15 protein-coding genes are annotated in these 15573 nt (G+C 61.4%); 4 read left to right on the forward strand and 11 right to left on the reverse strand.

Going from position 1 to position 15573, the window contains the following annotated elements; translation table 11 throughout:
* Positions 1 to 276 precede the first annotated feature (276 nt).
* The gene (locus tag WS96_RS34835; RefSeq protein ID WP_373557842.1) at positions 277 to 414 is read left to right on the forward strand and encodes an H-NS family nucleoid-associated regulatory protein; all 138 of its coding nucleotides are present in this window, start codon (positions 277 to 279) and stop codon (positions 412 to 414) included.
* A gap of 255 nt (positions 415 to 669) precedes the next feature.
* On the opposite strand, the gene WS96_RS31675 is transcribed toward WS96_RS34835, so the two are convergent.
* The 6 genes from WS96_RS31675 to glmS all read right to left on the reverse strand — a co-directional run bounded on the left by WS96_RS31675 (position 670) and on the right by glmS (position 8207).
* Positions 670 to 921: a PAAR domain-containing protein gene (locus WS96_RS31675; RefSeq protein WP_082720158.1), complete on the reverse strand. Its 252-nt coding sequence runs from the start codon at positions 919 to 921 to the stop codon at positions 670 to 672.
* A complete protein-coding gene (locus WS96_RS31680; protein WP_257127915.1) occupies positions 918 to 1493 on the reverse strand; it encodes a hypothetical protein in 576 nt (191 codons plus the stop codon). Before WS96_RS31680 ends, WS96_RS31675 begins: the two co-directional genes overlap by 4 nt.
* Before the next feature lie 1132 nt (positions 1494 to 2625).
* On the reverse strand, positions 2626 to 3504 hold the full coding sequence (locus tag WS96_RS31685) for a type VI secretion system Vgr family protein (protein ID WP_257127916.1): 879 nt from the start codon (positions 3502 to 3504) through the stop codon (positions 2626 to 2628).
* Between the two features lie 383 nt (positions 3505 to 3887).
* The gene (locus tag WS96_RS34840; protein ID WP_373557837.1) at positions 3888 to 4745 is read right to left on the reverse strand and encodes an SIR2 family protein; all 858 of its coding nucleotides are present in this window, start codon (positions 4743 to 4745) and stop codon (positions 3888 to 3890) included.
* A 95-nt stretch (positions 4746 to 4840) separates the two neighbouring features.
* A complete protein-coding gene (locus WS96_RS02195) occupies positions 4841 to 5353 on the reverse strand; it encodes a hypothetical protein (protein ID WP_156443552.1) in 513 nt (170 codons plus the stop codon).
* 1024 nt (positions 5354 to 6377) lie between these two features.
* Positions 6378 to 8207 carry a glutamine--fructose-6-phosphate transaminase (isomerizing) gene (gene glmS, locus WS96_RS02200; protein ID WP_059830313.1) on the reverse strand — a complete coding sequence of 610 codons (1830 nt, stop codon included), beginning with the start codon at positions 8205 to 8207 and terminating at the stop codon, positions 6378 to 6380.
* Between the two features lie 156 nt (positions 8208 to 8363).
* On the opposite strand from glmS, the gene WS96_RS02205 reads away from it, so the two are divergent.
* Entirely contained in the window at positions 8364 to 8861 is a 498-nt protein-coding gene (locus tag WS96_RS02205) for an Lrp/AsnC family transcriptional regulator (protein ID WP_059830314.1), read from the forward strand.
* A 36-nt stretch (positions 8862 to 8897) separates the two neighbouring features.
* Here WS96_RS02205 and WS96_RS02210 read toward each other — a convergent pair whose 3' ends face one another.
* Both WS96_RS02210 and WS96_RS02215 read right to left on the reverse strand, forming a co-directional pair.
* The gene (locus tag WS96_RS02210) at positions 8898 to 9431 is read right to left on the reverse strand and encodes a methylated-DNA--[protein]-cysteine S-methyltransferase (protein ID WP_059830316.1); all 534 of its coding nucleotides are present in this window, start codon (positions 9429 to 9431) and stop codon (positions 8898 to 8900) included.
* Entirely contained in the window at positions 9428 to 10900 is a 1473-nt protein-coding gene (locus tag WS96_RS02215) for a DNA-3-methyladenine glycosylase 2 family protein (protein WP_059830318.1), read from the reverse strand. Before WS96_RS02215 ends, WS96_RS02210 begins: the two co-directional genes overlap by 4 nt.
* A 323-nt stretch (positions 10901 to 11223) precedes the next feature.
* Here WS96_RS02215 and WS96_RS02220 point away from each other — a divergent pair, with 323 nt between their 5' ends.
* A complete protein-coding gene (locus WS96_RS02220) occupies positions 11224 to 12516 on the forward strand; it encodes an MFS transporter (protein ID WP_059830615.1) in 1293 nt (430 codons plus the stop codon).
* A 78-nt stretch (positions 12517 to 12594) separates the two neighbouring features.
* On the opposite strand, the gene WS96_RS02225 is transcribed toward WS96_RS02220, so the two are convergent.
* Positions 12595 to 13698: a LacI family DNA-binding transcriptional regulator gene (locus WS96_RS02225; RefSeq protein ID WP_034205556.1), complete on the reverse strand. Its 1104-nt coding sequence runs from the start codon at positions 13696 to 13698 to the stop codon at positions 12595 to 12597.
* A gap of 70 nt (positions 13699 to 13768) precedes the next feature.
* Here WS96_RS02225 and WS96_RS02230 point away from each other — a divergent pair, with 70 nt between their 5' ends.
* Positions 13769 to 14602 (forward strand): NAD-dependent epimerase/dehydratase family protein, encoded by an 834-nt coding sequence (locus WS96_RS02230; RefSeq protein ID WP_059830320.1) that lies wholly within the window; start codon positions 13769 to 13771, stop codon positions 14600 to 14602.
* A 108-nt stretch (positions 14603 to 14710) separates the two neighbouring features.
* Here the strand turns inward: WS96_RS02230 and WS96_RS02235 are convergent, their stop codons facing one another.
* The gene (locus tag WS96_RS02235) at positions 14711 to 15031 is read right to left on the reverse strand and encodes a hypothetical protein (RefSeq protein WP_059830322.1); all 321 of its coding nucleotides are present in this window, start codon (positions 15029 to 15031) and stop codon (positions 14711 to 14713) included.
* Positions 14991 to 15299, reverse strand: a complete 309-nt coding sequence (locus tag WS96_RS31695) for a hypothetical protein (RefSeq protein WP_082720161.1) — start codon at positions 15297 to 15299, stop codon at positions 14991 to 14993. The genes WS96_RS02235 and WS96_RS31695 overlap by 41 nt, the downstream gene beginning before the upstream one ends.
* Positions 15300 to 15573: the final 274 nt, after the last annotated feature.

The raw sequence follows: 15573 nt of genomic DNA on the forward strand, positions 1-15573 counted from the left end.
ATGGATCAGCAGTCGTCACGCACGCCAAGCAAGGCTTCTCGGGGAAAGTACGCATCCTCAGCATGACCACGCATCGAGTGTTTTCTCGCCATGGTCGCGCTCCGCGCCTGATGCGCTTGCGTTTCTCTGCCTTCCGTCTACGTTCACCCTAGTAATAGGGCCGGTTCTTCGTGAATATGCGGCTTCCAAATCCAGCAACGCGTTGTGCATGCAATTAGCGAGGCTCGTGCCGAATATGGCATCACGGCCGAGCAACTTTTCGGACGACGTCGTGCCGTGGCATCAGGCGAGCGTGCGCCGGTCGCGCCGAAGTATCGCGATCCGAAAAGCGGCAAGACCCGGGGCGGGCGTGGCAAGACTCCGCAATGGATTGCAAGCGCGAAGAATCGCGATCGGTTTTTGATCGAGCAATGAGCGGCGTTAATCATTGAGCACGACGAAGTCGACGTTATCGGATGGAAACTACCTGGCGATTTGTCGTGAGCGGACGGTCTTTGCCGCTAGGGCAAACGGGCACGGCGACGCGTTCCCGCACGCGGCGATGATCGTCACGGCTGAATAGGCTACCTTTACCCGCGACGGTGTCGAAGTGTGGAACTGCAGTGCGCGCTACGCCGCTGCGACTTCAACACTCAGTCGATCTAGGAGATGAGGTCGCAAGGTCAAGGGTCAGACTAGGCTCGAAATCAGGTGGCAGCCACACGTGGCGCGATGGCCGTGCCGTGCGATCGGAACACTATCATCGGTCATCGACGAGTCGCCTTCCTCGATGAGGTTTGGCGACACGTCGGGATGTTGGGGGCACGAGACGCGGTCGCCTTTGCGTGCGACAAAGCGGCCGTCGAAGCGCATTGTGCTAGACCCCGTTTCAACCTTGCCGCCGTGATCGGTGGCGTCACCGACGCGGATGAGATTCATCATTTCGCGGGCTCGCTAGCGGCGGATTGCCGCAGACCAACGCCAAGGCCGTTGCCCCGCAGTCGGTTACTGCTTACCCAACCTCGAACGGGGGTGGCCTTCTTTGAATTCTGGTAAGCGACCGACGTGAATCCGTGATAGCTGGTGTACGCATCGACGGACTCTCCAGTCAAAATAAAGACCCCTGGCAATTTGCACGAGTAATCTGGCGCTGAGTAAAACTGAAGCCTACCGCCTCCTATGACTACCATCCCGCCTTCCGCATGAGGTATGGCAGTAGCAGCCTGCGACGCATTCTTATTGAGTTCTTCGCAGTTCGAAGCCGCCTTCGATGGTTTTCGAATACAGTCAGAAATGAATTTTCGGTATTTTTTTTCATTTACCTTTAGCACGTCCGGATGATCTGGGTCTCGCGTCACATCCAGTGCCTTCATCGAATTTGTATCCAAATTCACCCAGCCGATGGCCACTTGTTTATCGAGATTATCGGGGCTGTCCGCAGCGACATACAGTCTGACGCTGTAGACTCCATCAGATACGTCCTCGATATCAGCTTGAATGTCCTTCTTGTTCATTGCAACATGCTCAAGCGGGGGTACAACCAACTCCTTTAATTCGTTCTTACATACTTCGGCGGAGGCGTATGTGCCGTACGAAATCACCATTAAAAAGATGGGTGCTGCGATTTTATCAAATATTTTCATATCGAGTCACTGAAATGAATTTACAATTCGAGGCGTTATTGATTCGAGTGTTTTTCGGTAAATTGCCTGCGCGTTTGCATCAGTTGAGAACCACCTGGCGTAATTCCCATTATAGTGCACAATGTACTTTGCCTTGAACTCCATGCCTAACGGCAACGCACAATATTGACGTGCTCGCCCACGACCAGTGGGCCGGCACGCGGTCATTGCCCGAATTGCTAGCCTACGTAGCATAGATGGGATTAACCGAAGTCCACATCTTTTGAGCGAATCTGCAGTGTGGGGAGGCGACGTACCTATACCGGGGAGCAGGGGCGTTTCGTGGAGGCTCCACCCTGCAATTTCTCTCGAAACCGGAAGTAGATAGCACCGATTTTGTGCTCGATAGAGAATGCAAATTAAAAGCGTTCCGCGCCCTGTTCAGCAAGGGCTTGAGGCAATTTTGACCCCTTCCGCGGAACGCTTTTCCAAGAGGTCACGGAACGCTTTCATTTCTCACGAACAGTAGCAACTTCGAATAGTTTCGCTTAAACGCTGAAGTTTCACTTAAGGGGCAGGCAGAATCTATATAAATCAGCGGGTTACAGGTGACTTGTCTGGGGTGTCGAATGCCCCGTCTGGGAAATGTGACGTGGCGCTTGACCAGTGCCGACAATCACCGCAGTTTCGATAGTTTCACTTAAGCGGAATCGTTCTATCTGTCGACTGGCCTGCGCCTATATCACCGACCGCGATTCCAAGGGACGGAAGTTGGCGGACGCGGCGTCAAAAGGCGAATCCATCTTGAACCGTGAATTGACGGAATCCTCCGGCACCGCCAGCGAATGCTGGAGGAGTGTTGTCTTTAAACGTTTTCGAAAATCGGGTAACTGCGCCGCTGCTTTGGGATTGTCCCGAGCTTGCTTCCCGGTGCGGCGTCGATGGTCTACGTCGGCGTGCACAAGCGGGTGACGTCTTGTGGCTTCTTGCAGCACATTCAGCGAAAAAAGAGGACTAGTCCTCTTCAGGACATCGGTACGACAGCCGTTAATAACGAAAAACCACGCATGGGGCAAAATGATGGGGCTGTTTGGCAGCAAGCTTTCGTCGCTCGGCAGCGGCCTAAAGGATTCGTTAGCCGAGGCCAAGAACACAGTCGCCGCGAAGGCTGAACGGATGGAGGTGCCCGCGGCGCTGTCTGACCTGACCGACAAGGCGACCAGTGCACGAGCGCGTCGGGCTGGTGCGTGACGCCAGCCCGATAGAACCGGAGCTGTTCCGGCTCAAGCGGCTTGAGTGAATACAGGTCGGTTGTGACGAAGAGGGTGTGAGATTTACCGCCGTCGGCATGCTCGAAGTAATAGAACCAGCCTTCTGACTCCATCAGCCGGTGCACGAAGTTCCAATCGTCTTCGTACTGCACGCAGAACGAGCGTGCAGGCGACGGTTTGCTCACCTCGATTCGGTACGCTCCAACTGCCTGAGGATGCCCTTTGAACACTGTTTCGAGAATCGCTTCGACGGTCTGGTCCTGGAATATGCGCGCGTCCTTGCGGAACTTCAGGAAGTGAAGCCACGACGAGAAAATCAGTTGCAGGCTGACCAGCCTTCCGTCGGCACCCAGCCGGCGGGCTGTATGAACATACCCGTGTCGGGGACGATACGTTTTATCAGACTGCTGAATCCAAAGTGTGACGGGTTGCGCAATGAGCGACTTCAGCTCGATTGAATCCTGCAGCGAAACAACGTCGACGGTAATCTCGAAATTACCACCCAGGCGAGCAGTGCCCACCACAATATGTGGCAGAAGCACATTCGGTCCGGCGGGGGTATCCAATTTAACAATCCGGTCTGACTGGAGTACCCCGGCATTCATTAACGCGATAAGGTCCTGCGCTCCCATTTGATTTTCCTTGTGTCGGCTTCTCTCAGAGCCGAGCGAAATCATATAGGGAAGACCCTATGCGGGCAATACAACCTGCGAGCCTTTCCACGCCCCAAAGGCTCGAAGCGGTGTGTATGCCCTCCAGTGAAATAATGCAGCCGTGTGGCGGAGTATGGCCAAACGGACGGCGATAGTACACATGTCCGCCCCATGCAACAGATAAAACTCCCTAGTCCGATGATGTGACGCTCAAGAGACCGCTGTAATTGCATGCCGAGACGAGATGTCGCGCAACCTTTGAAAGCTTCCTCGCTTGGTTAGATTGGGTCGAGCCTTACCAATCTTTTCGAGGCATGCTTGCAATTCGCTGGTTGGATATGGATTGTCGGGTACCACCTCACCTAGAAGCTCCAAAGCAGCGACTGGACTGGTTTCACACAGGCCGGAGGCCGCTCATTTGGCAACTGATTACACGAAATACCAAACTGCGGCAGGTCGGTGTGGCCAAATCTACGCTCCGTAAACGGCGCCAACCACGCGATAGCCGGAGCGGGCTCTGCAGTCGCAAATGCCTTAGCAATTTCACCGGACGGTTCGTTCAGCGCCCAAATGAGACGGGCGGTGCTTCCAGACTTGTCCAATTTGTCTGGATTCAGCCTAGCCTCACGTAAGGCAATCCCTCTGCGTCCCTGGAGGCCTGTCTGATACGTTTTTGCCCAGATTCGTAGTGTCTCGTGCAAGCTCGAATGCCCATCTCCGTCGTCGTAAATGACCGGGGTGACACCTTTCGCGCGCCAGCTCTCTCGAGTCGCCTCCTCGTTGTCAGGGCTAGCCCCAGCGAACGAAAACACCTCGATGGGCTTCTCCCCGAGAAGCTCGTCCGCCGATAATGCATCTAGCATGTATCGCAGTACAACGTCGTCGGCGCTATATCCAACGAAACAAATGGTATATTTTGCAAAAAGTTCGCTGACAAATCGGCTCGCCCAGCGTTCCGTGAGATACGCGAGACCAAAGTCTCCGCTCGTCAAAACCAATCGATTTAGGTCGGTTGCTGATGGCCCTTCCGTCATCAATCCGTGTAGGTAAACAACTCCGTCCCAGCGGCTTTGCTTCGGAGTAGGTAGATGAGGGGCAGAAATATGCCCAACCTTCCTATCCGATTTGACGAAAAGTCGGTCAAAATTGGTTGTGACCAAGCGTGTTCGGTCGCTTCTATCACGAGCCAAGGTTATCCCAACGGCATCATGCGCGCCCACGTCTCCATCGTCACGGGGATTAAAGAATGCCTGGCGCGGATGCAGATAGGAGTTCCGGAGCCGGACAGGGAGAGGGGGCTACTTCTCCGCTGGTGCTACTGGGCATCATGGTCTTTCATTTTCTTCAATAGCGCCCGACCCAAGTCGGTGTAATCGACATAATCCTTGTGCGCACAATCTCGGTTCCAGCTTGTTGCGCTGTCAGCGGAAAATCTGAAGACGTCGCCCTGCTTCAGTTGCCAGGTGGCGTGTCCGCGGTTCATGCCGCCAAAGCCATTCCGGGACGCATACACCATGCACGCGGTCATGAGCTTCGCAGTATGAATCACGCTAACGCTGGATACCGTCATCGATTGCTGGTCGCGCATCGCGTCATAGGTTTTGCCTACTACGCCAAGCACCGCCAGCCGTTCCGCGTTCGCTGCTGTTTCGGTTTGCTTCGCAGCTTCGATATCACCGTGCTTTTGCACATCTTTCTGAATTCTGTCCTGCGCAACCGCAGGAACTGAAGTGCCGCGCAGTGAATCAATCGCATGGCGTACCAGTCCACTCACTAGCATTACAACTATCAGCGTGACAACAGCCTTTGCGATTGGCTTAGCTTTCATGATTTTGTCCCCGTATTTTCACGCATCGAGTCCGGCTTCGCGGTAAATAGTCATCATCGTCTCGACCGGCTGTTGCGTGCCTTGGCCAAGCGGGCAGTTACTTGCCAGAATCCACGCTCGAAGTTATCCGTTTCGCTACAGGCGCGCTTAACCGCGACGCCAAGTCAGCCTTTTGCTTGCGTATATGAGGAAGACGGGCAAGATTGCCCGCAGCCGGCACCCACGGCGTCTTCTCAAGGATTCTCATTACAAGTGAGAAAGCTGCATGGCGATGTGGCACTAAAAGTACCGTACTTTTGATGAAAAGTGCAGTACGTCGACAGCGTTGTTACACAAGGCGTAGATGGAAGATACGTGTTCGGGCATACAGCCTGTTTTTGTGTACAGCAGCAGGCGGGTTCGACCGGTTCAGTGCTCAGTTCAGCGGAGGCATGACCTTGCGAACATGCCGACGGAACGGGCACAAGCCGATTCATCTACCATCATAAGCTATTGATTTATAAAGATTGGCCGTTTGTGGCGCGAAAAGCTGCTTCAAGCGGCCAATGCGCCACTATCTTATGGTCTTGCTCTCTTAGCTCGCCGCAGCGAAACCTGCGCCACGCGATGAAAAGCAGGTATGAGACGACAGCGCTTTCCTTCCCGTCGGCTGAAGCCATACTGCCGTTGTGTACTAGAGGCAGCGCAAGCACTTGCAAGGTGTGGCCCAAACACCTGCCCTCGGCCGACGCGGTCGAATGGTCGGTAGCCGAAGTGCTGACCATATCAGTTCGACGTGTCTTGAGCTGACGGGCTAGTCATTGATCAGAATTGGAAGGAGTTCTGAATGCAGCGCGCGGCGGGACACCGTTTTTCCGAGGCATTCCGCGCTTTGTCCGTGCACAAATGCCGTTGGAACAGTTTCACTTAAGCCCCGCCCAGCGGTCGTTCGCGAGGATTTCAGGGAGCGTTAAGTGAAACTTCGCGCGTCGCTTTAAGTGAAACTATTCGAAGTTGCCAACAGCTGACAAGGGGAAAACACCCCTCACTCCACCGTCACCGACTTAGCCAAATTCCTCGGCTTATCGATATCCGTCCCCCGCGCCAGCGCCGCGTGATACGCGAGCAGTTGCATCGGCACCGTATGCAAGATCGGCGACAACGGTCCGTAATACTCGTTGAGTCGAATCACCTCGATCCCTTCGCTTGGCACGATCCCGCAGTCCACATCCGCGAACACGAAAAGCCTGCCATTCCGCGCACTGACTTCATGCATGTTCGACCTGAGCTTCTCGAGCAACATGTCGTTCGGCGCGACCGCGATCACCGGCATTTCATTGCTGACGAGCGCCAGCGGCCCATGCTTGAGCTCCCCCGCCGGATAAGCCTCCGCATGAATATACGAAATCTCCTTCATCTTCAGCGCCCCTTCGAGCGCGATCGGATAATGCATCCCGCGCCCGAGAAACAGCATGTTGTCGCGTCGCGCGAGCAACTCCGACCACGCCATGATCTGCGGTTCCAGCGCGAGCACCTTCGACATCGCATCGGGCAGATGCCGCAACGCGCGCAGATGCTCCTTTTCTTCGTCGTCGCTCAAGCGCCCGCGCACTTGTGCCAGTGACAACGTCAGCAGGAACAACGCAACGAGCTGCGTCGTAAACGCCTTCGTCGAAGCCACGCCGATCTCGATCCCCGCACGCGTCACGAATTGCAGTGCGCATTCGCGCATCAGCGCACTCGTCGCGACGTTGCAGATTGCGAGCGTGTGCGTCATTCCGCTGCGCTTCGCGACATGCACCGCCCCGAGCACATCGGCCGTTTCACCGCTTTGCGACACCGCAACCACCAACGTGCGCGGATTCGGCACACCGTCGCGATAACGAAACTCGCTTGCGATTTCCACACTCGCCGGCAGCTTCGCGATGCTCTCGATCCAGTACTTCGCCGTCAGTGCCGCGTGATAGCTGCCGCCGCACGCGAGCAGCAGCACCGAATCGACGTCGTTGAACACGCGCCAGGCGCCGTCGCCGAACAGTTCGGGCATGATCGACGAAACGTCGAGCAGCGTATCGGCCACGGCCTGCGGCTGCTCGAAGATCTCCTTCTGCATGTAGTAACGATACGATCCGAGATCGGCCGCGCCGCTATGCGCGGCGACGCGTTTCACCGTGCGCTCGACGCGCTGGCCGGCCGCGTCGACGATCCAGTAGCGATGCAGTTGAATGTCGGCGACGTCGCCGTTTTCCAGATACGCAATGCGATCGGTGATGCCGGACAGCGCAATCGCGTCGGACGCCAGAAAATTCTCGCCTTCGCCGACTCCGACCACGAGCGGCATCCCGTCGCGCGCGCCGACGATCCGGTGCGGCTCGTCGCGGCACATCACCGCGATCGCATAGCTGCCGCGCAGTCGCGCGACCGCACGCCGGACCGCGTCGAACAGGTCACCTTCGTACAGGTGATCGATCAGGTGCGCGATCGCCTCGCTGTCGGTCTGGCTCGCGAACACATAACCGTGCACCTGCAGTTCCGCACGCAACTGATCGCAGTTTTCGATGATTCCGTTGTGCGACAGCGCGATGCGCGCATTGGCGTCGCTCGGCGAGAAGTGCGGATGCGCGTTGAGCGTGACGGGTGCGCCATGCGTGGCCCAGCGCGTATGCGCGATGCCCGTGTAACCGGACAGCCCCTGCGTGGCGATCTCGCGCTGCAGATTCGCGACACGATCGACGCTGCGGGCGCGCGCCAGCTTGCGGTCGCGGTAGACCACGACGCCGCACGAATCGTAGCCGCGGTATTCGAGCCGCTTCAGGCCGTCGACCAGGTTCGGCAGGATGTCCCGCTGGGCAACCGCCCCGACAATTCCACACATATCGCGCTCCGTAAATATCCCGTCTGGATGAGTGAGTGCGATGGTAGAAGCAGTTGTATGGAATTTAATTTCAAAAAACTAAAGAAAATGAAATGGATGGCGGATCGGCTATCATATTGAAATTAAATTTCACCCGCTGACCGGAAGGAGTGGCCGATGGCCGGCATCACCCTCGACGATCTCGACCTGCGCATCCTCGCGATCCTGCAGGACGACGCGTCGGTATCGAACCTTCAACTGGCCGAGCGCGCGCTGTCGTCGCCGCCCACCTGCATGCGCCGCGTGCGGCGGCTGACGGAGGCCGGCGTGATTCGTCGGCAGGTTGCGATGCTCGACCCGGTCGCGATCGGCACGGCCGTTACCGCGTTGATCGAGATCAGCCTCGACCGGCAGACGGCCGAGGACTACGACGCGTTCGAAGCGTACGTGTGCGCGGAGCCGGCCGTCACGCAGTGTTATCGCGTGTCGCCGGGGCCCGATTTCGTCGTGATCGCGGATCTGGCCGATGTCGCGGAATACGACGAATTCGCGCGGCGGCTGTTCACCGGCGCGTCGAACGTCCGCAACGTGCGGACGTTTTTCTCGACGCATCGCGCGAAATTCGAAGCGAACGCGCGGGTCGCGCATGCGATGCGCAAGCGCAGCGACGGCTAGGCCGTACGACGCGCGCCGAATTCGAAACGCGGAATATCAAAACGCCAGCGCCTGCTGCACCGGATGGTGCGCACCGCGCGAGAATCCGGCGCCTTCGAGCGACAGCAGCGCGCGCTTGCGATCGACGCCGCCCGCATAACCGGTCAGGCTTCCCGACGCGCCGACCACGCGATGGCACGGCACGATGATCGATACCGGATTGCGGCCGACCGCGCCGCCCACCGCGCGCGCGCCGCTCATCGGCAGCCCGACGCGCTCGGTGATGTCGCCGTACGACACGAGTTCGCCGAACGGAATCGCCAGCAGTTCCTGCCATACCCGTCGCTGAAACGCGGTGCCGCGCAGGTGGATCGGCACCGAGAACGTGTCGCGTGCGCCGGTGAAGTATTCGGCGATTTCTTCGGCGACGCGGCGGGCGACCGGCGAGCGGGCGAGCGCGTCCGCTTCGCGCACGATCGCCAGCGGCGGGAAGTATTTCTGGCCGACGAAGTACAGGCCGGTCAGCACATCGTCCTCGATGCGCGCGGCAATGTCGCCCAGCGGGCTCGGAATCAGGTGAGCGGGAGTCATCGCGACATCTCTCCATGAAGGCGCCATGCATGCAATGCGGCATACGCGCGCCACGGCGCCCAGCGCGCCGCCGCGTGCGGCGCGGAGGACGGCCCGCGCGCGGGTTCGGTGCGGGCGGGCAGCCACGCGTCGTCGGCGGGAAATGCGTTCGGCCACGCCATTGCGCGCATCGCGACGTACTGCACCGCGCGTTCGTCGAAGCCGGGCAGCGCGCGCAGCGCGGCGAGCGTCGCGTCGAGCGGCGCCATCGGTTCGAGCGCGAGCGTGCCGTCGTCGACGGCACGGGCGAGCGACACGATCGCGCGTGCCGTGTCGCGCTCGATGCCGATCGTCTCGAGGGCCGAAGGCGGCAGCATGGCCAGCGTCGCGGCGCAGGGCAGCGCGTGCGTGAGGCCCGGCAGCGCGCCGTCGACCGGGTGACCGAAGCGTGCCGCGATTCGTGCGAGCAACGGCGTATCCGCCTGCGCGGCCGCAAGCTGCTCGCCCGCGAGGGCACGGATCGCAATCTCGAGGCCGTCGAACGCACCGGGCACGCGCAGGCCCGGCGAGCCGCTCGCGAGATCGCCGAGATGCGCGTCGATCACGTCGGGGCGGCTGTCCAGATCGAACAGCCGGCGCACGCGTGCGAGCACGGCCGGCACGACCGGCGTCAGCGCGGGCGACACGGTGACGGCCAGTGCGAAGCGCTGCGGCACGTGCGCGACGGACAGCCAGCCGGCCAAGCGGCGGCCGCCGTTCCGGTCCGGCAGCTCGACGATGCGCGCATAACGCTGCGCATCGATCCGCTCGACGCCATCGATCTGCCGCTGCGCGAGAAAACGCATCAGGTCGGCCCATGCGAACGGCGGCCGGTACGGCAGCGGGAAGGTCATGTCGCCGTCGGCCGATGCACCGGCCCCTTTGCGCAGCCGCAGCGGATTGAGGCCGTAGCGCTGGCGGAATAGGTCGTTGAAGCGCCGCACGCTGCCGAACCCGGCCGTCGACGCGACGACGGCCACCGGCAGCGCGGTATCGGTCAGCAGCCGCTTGGCCATCAGCAGCCGCTGCGTCTGCGCGAACTCGACCGGCGACACGCCGAACTGCGCGCCGAAGATGCGGCGCAGATGGCGTTCGGTCACGCCGACGCGCCGTGCGAGCGCATCGACGGAATGCGCGTTCAGGAATCCGTCGTCGATCAGCGTCGCGGCCGCGTCGGCGAGATTGCCGGACAGGTCGAGCAGCCCGTGGCCGGGCGCGAGCTCGGGGCGGCAGCGCATGCAGGGCCGGAAGCCGGCTTTCTCGGCGGCCGCGGCGGTCGGGTAGTAGCTGCAGTTGCGCGCCTTCGGCGGCTTCACCGGGCAGACGGGGCGGCAGTACACGCCGGTCGTCGCCACGCCGACGAAGAACCAGCCGTCGAAGCGGCGGTTGCGCGAAAGCAGGGCGTCGTAGCAGGTGTCGGGATCGAGGCGCATGGGACGACTGTAAACCATCCCCGTCGCCGATTCTGGCTGGAATCGGACATGTGTCTTCCCGGCCGCGCGCCCGCCGCGCCCCAGCGGGAAAATCAGGGGAAAAACGGTTAATGCCAATCTGCGGAACAGTCGTCTCTTTTACCGCGACCAATTTGAGATGACTCATCGAAATCCCCGACTGACACGGCACCGGCACACACCCTATCCTTTGAAAAACGTTTTCCAGACGGATCGGCGAAACGTGCCGTGCGCAGCCGCGCGCCGCCGTTCGCCCCGGCGCCGGTCGCCGGTCAACGAACTTCGTGCGGCGCGACGGGCGCGACCGCGCATCGGAGACATTCATGCCCACTGCCGTCGTCGGCGCCGTGCGCGCGGTTGCCAGCCGCTACCGCTGGACCGTCTGTGCCCTGCTGTTTTTCGCGACCGTCATCAACTACATGGATCGGCAGATCCTCGGCCTGCTCGCGCCGATGCTCCAGCACGACATCGGCTGGAGCCAGGTGCAGTACGGCCGCATCGTGATGGCGTTTTCGGCGTTCTATGCGCTGGGTCTGCTCGGCTTCGGGCGCATCGTCGACTGGCTCGGCACGCGCGTGTCGTACGCGGTGGCGATGCTGGTGTGGAGCATCGCCGCGATGCTGCACGCGGCGGTCGGCTCGGTGACGGGGTTCGCGTTCGTGCGCGCGCTGCTCGGCATCGGCGAGGGCGGCAACTTCCCGGCCGCGATCAAGACGACGGCCGAATGGTTCCCGCGCCGCGAACGCGCGCTCGCCACCGGCATCTTCAACTCGGGCGCGAACATCGGCGCGGTGTTCGCGCCGGCGATCATCCCGGCGATCGCCGTGGCCTACGGCTGGCGCGCGGCGTTCGTGATCATCGGCGCGATCGGCATCGTGTGGCTCGCGGTGTGGCTGGTGATGTATCGCACGGCCGACACGCGCGCACTCGCGGCGGAGTACGACGAGCCGCGCGACGAAGCCGAAGCGCTCGACGCGGCGAATGCGAACGCCGGCGCGCCGCGCTGGGGCGAACTCATCCGCAAGCGCGAGACGTGGGCATTCCTGGTCGGCAAGTTCCTGACCGACCCGGTGTGGTGGTTCTACCTGTTCTGGCTGCCGAAGTGGCTCAACGAGTCGCGCGGGATGGACATGCAGCACATCGGTTTGCCGCTCGTGTGCATCTATGCGCTGACGACGGTCGGCAGCATCGGCGGCGGCTGGCTGTCGTCGATGCTGCTGCGTGCGGGCTGGAGCGTGAACCGTGCGCGCAAGACGGCGATGCTGATCTGCGCCTGCTGCGTGCTGCCGATCGCGTTCGTGTCGCAGGTGCAGAGCCTGTGGATCGCAGTCCTGATCGTCGGCCTCGCCGCCGCCGCGCACCAGGGCTGGTCGGCGAACCTGTTCACGACCGCGTCCGACCTGTTCCCGCGCCGCGCGGTCGCGTCGGTGGTCGGCATCGGCGGGATGGCCGGCTCGATCGGCGGCGTGCTGTTCTCGGAAGTGATCGGCCAGGTGCTGCAGCGCACCGGCCACTATTGGGTGCTGTTCGCGATCGGCGCGTCGGCCTACCTGATCGCGCTGGCCGTGATGCACGGGCTCGCGCCGAAGATGAAGCCTGCGAAACTCGACGCGTGAATCGCGTCGTTGCGAACGAACGCGCCGCCTCGGACGGCGCGTTTTTTGCGTTCGGGACGGCGACGTGTCGCGACCGCGTCAGCCGGCCGCGGCCGTCGACGCGCGCATGATCAGCCGCGGCTCGAACGTCGAATAGCTCGCGTCGGTGCGCCCGGCGAGCGCGTCGATCAGCTTCTGCATCGCGAGCTCGCCCATGTTCTCGCTCTGGATGTCGACGGTCGTCAGCGCGGGCGCCGCGTATGCGCCGTACGGCACGTTGTCGATGCCGGCGACGGATACGTCCTGCGGCAGCCGGAAGCCGAGCGACGCGGCTTCCTTCATGAAGCCGAGCGCGATCAGGTCGTTGTAGCAGATCACGGCCTGCGGGCGTTGCGGCCCGAGCATCACGCGCGAGCACGCGCGCTCGCCGGCTTCGGCGGTAGGCGCATGCGCGTCGTGCACGTCGAGCGTGAGCCCGGCTTCGGCGAGGCAGTCGCGCGCGCCCTGGATCCGTTCGTCGTTCACGCGCGCGGTGCCGAAGCCGAGATACGCGATGCGCGTATGGCCGAGGTTGAGCAGGTGGCGCGCGAGCATGTAGGTCGACAGCCGGTTGTCGATGCCGACGCTCGGAATCGGCAGGCCCGGGCTGCGACGCAGCAGCACGAGCGGCTTGTTGAGGTCGAGCATCCAGCCGGCTTCCTCGTCGGGCATCCGCGTGCTGACGATCAGCCCGTCGACGCGCTGCGCGAGCGCTTCGATCAGCGAACGTTCGCGCGCCTGGCTTTCCTCGGTATCGACGAGCAGCAGCGTGTAGTCGTGCTGCAGCGCGACGCGGTTCGCGCCTTTCACCACGTTCGTGAAGTGCGGGTTGCTGATGTCGAGGATCACGAGGCCGATGGTGCGCGTGCGGCCGGTGATCATCGAGCGCGCGAGCGGGTTCGAACGGTAGCCGAGCCGCTCGATGGCGTCCTTCAGCCGTGCCTCGACGGTCGGCGAGAAGCGCTGCGTGCCGTTCACGTACTTCGAGACCGTCGCGACCGACACGCCGGCTTCCGCGGCCACGTCGCGGATCGTCGGGGAAACTTTTTTCATCCGCAGGGTAACGTTTTCGTTCGATAACGCCGGATTGTGGCAGAAAAAGCCGGCGCGCGGCCAGCGGTCGATATCGGGAAAGTGCGGATGGCTGCAAGCAGGTTCGGCCATTGACGTTCGGCGCCGCGTCCGCGTATAGTTGGAAAACGTTTTCCGATTTGGGTAGATTCAAGGAGATTCGATGAACGCCTCATCCACCGCCGCGCGCAAACCGTTCGGCCGCCTGCTGCTGACGGGCGCGGCCGGCAACCTCGGCCGCCAGTTGCGCGGCGCGCTCGCCGACTGGGCCGACGTCGTGCGCGTCAGCGACATCGCGGCGCTGGGCGACGCGGCCGCGCATGAAGAAATCCGCGAGGTCGACCTGGCCGACCGGCCGGCCGTGATGCAGATCGTCGACGGCGTGGACGCGATCGTTCACCTCGGCGGCATTTCGGTCGATGCGCCGTTCGACGATCTGGTCGGCGCGAACATCACCGGCACGTACAACCTGTACGAAGCCGCGCGCAAGCACGGCGTGAAGCGCGTCGTGTTCGCGAGCTCGAACCATGCGATCGGTTTCCATCCGGTCACCGAAGTGCTCGACGCCGATTCGCCGCTGCGCCCCGACAGCCTGTACGGCGTGACGAAGTGCTTCGGCGAATCGCTGTCGCGCTACTACTTCGACCGCTTCGGGATCGAAACCGTCTGCCTGCGGATCGGCTCGTCGTTCGAGGTGCCGAAGAACCCGCGCATGCTCGTCACGTTCCTCAGCTATCGCGACTTCATCGAGCTCGTGCGCTGCTCGCTGCTGACGAATCGTGTCGGCCACGCGATCGTCTACGGCGCGTCGGACAACCCGGTGAAGTGGTGGGACAACACGAAGGTCGGCTTCCTCGGCTTCCGCCCGCGCGACAGCTCCGAGCAGTTCGCCGGGCTGTTTCCGGTGACGGCGCCGACCGCCGATTACGACGATCCCGCGCAGCGGTTCCAGGGCGGCGGCTTCGTCGTCGGCGAGCCGATGGAGCGGAACGCGTAGGCGGCACGGCTGGCCGAAGGCGCTTCATTGACGACGGATTGGCGGATGAGGACGCGCTCGATCAACTGAAAACGCCGGGCCTCGAGAGTCGAGGTCCGGCGCATCGGATCACTTCTTGCCGTAGGTCGCGTCGTGATCGGGCTCGATCGTGAGGAAGCGGAGCGTATTGCCTTCACGATAGGCGGTCGCGCGACGCGCCTGCGTGATGCGCAGCGAATACAGTGCATCGATGCCGGCCGGCGGCGCTACGCTCGTAATCTTTTCCCACTTCAGCCCCTGGTCTCGGTACAGTTGGTCCCAGTTCAACTGCAGCAACTTCTTGAGGGTCGCGAGCACCCTTGATGCCTCGGTCTTGTCCAGGTCGACCCACTGACGCTGGAAGACCGCATTATTCAGATCCACCTTTACGACGTCGTTTTTCTTGTGCATGTCGCAGCTCTTCGAAAAGGGCGTCAGGGTCTGATTCGTGCGGCGGATTGGCTTGAGCCCACGCGAGTGCTTCCTGCAGGTCACGTTGGGCCTGAGGCGCATGCAGCCACGCTTCATTCTCGGGGATCACGACGGCGGTGCGGACGAGCCACACCCCCGGCTCGCGCTCTTCGATGAGCACTTGCCGGCCGGCGAATTCCTTGCCAAGCGAAATCTGACCGCTCGAACCGACGACCTTGACACTGGTCTTGTGTTCAAACGTGTTCATAGCCGGTTTCGTCCTAGTGATTTATTAAGTAGGCGCACGCTCTGACTTGCCTCCTGTATGCCCAAACGGTGCGCGGCGTTTCGGCGGTTGACGACCCATAGTGTTACGTTGACGCTGAAGCATCGGATGGTGCTTCGATTTGTATTAAACAGGCACCGGCGAGCGCCTGCATTTACTATAGCACAATTGCACGATTGCACAACGGCATGAACGCATGATTTGGCGGCGACGCCGAAGCGCGGCCCCGGAAGGGGCCGTTGCGTATCTCACGGCC

The sequence above is a fragment of the Burkholderia sp. MSMB1835 genome, assembly GCF_001526365.1.
Taxonomy (GTDB): Bacteria; Pseudomonadota; Gammaproteobacteria; order Burkholderiales; family Burkholderiaceae; genus Burkholderia.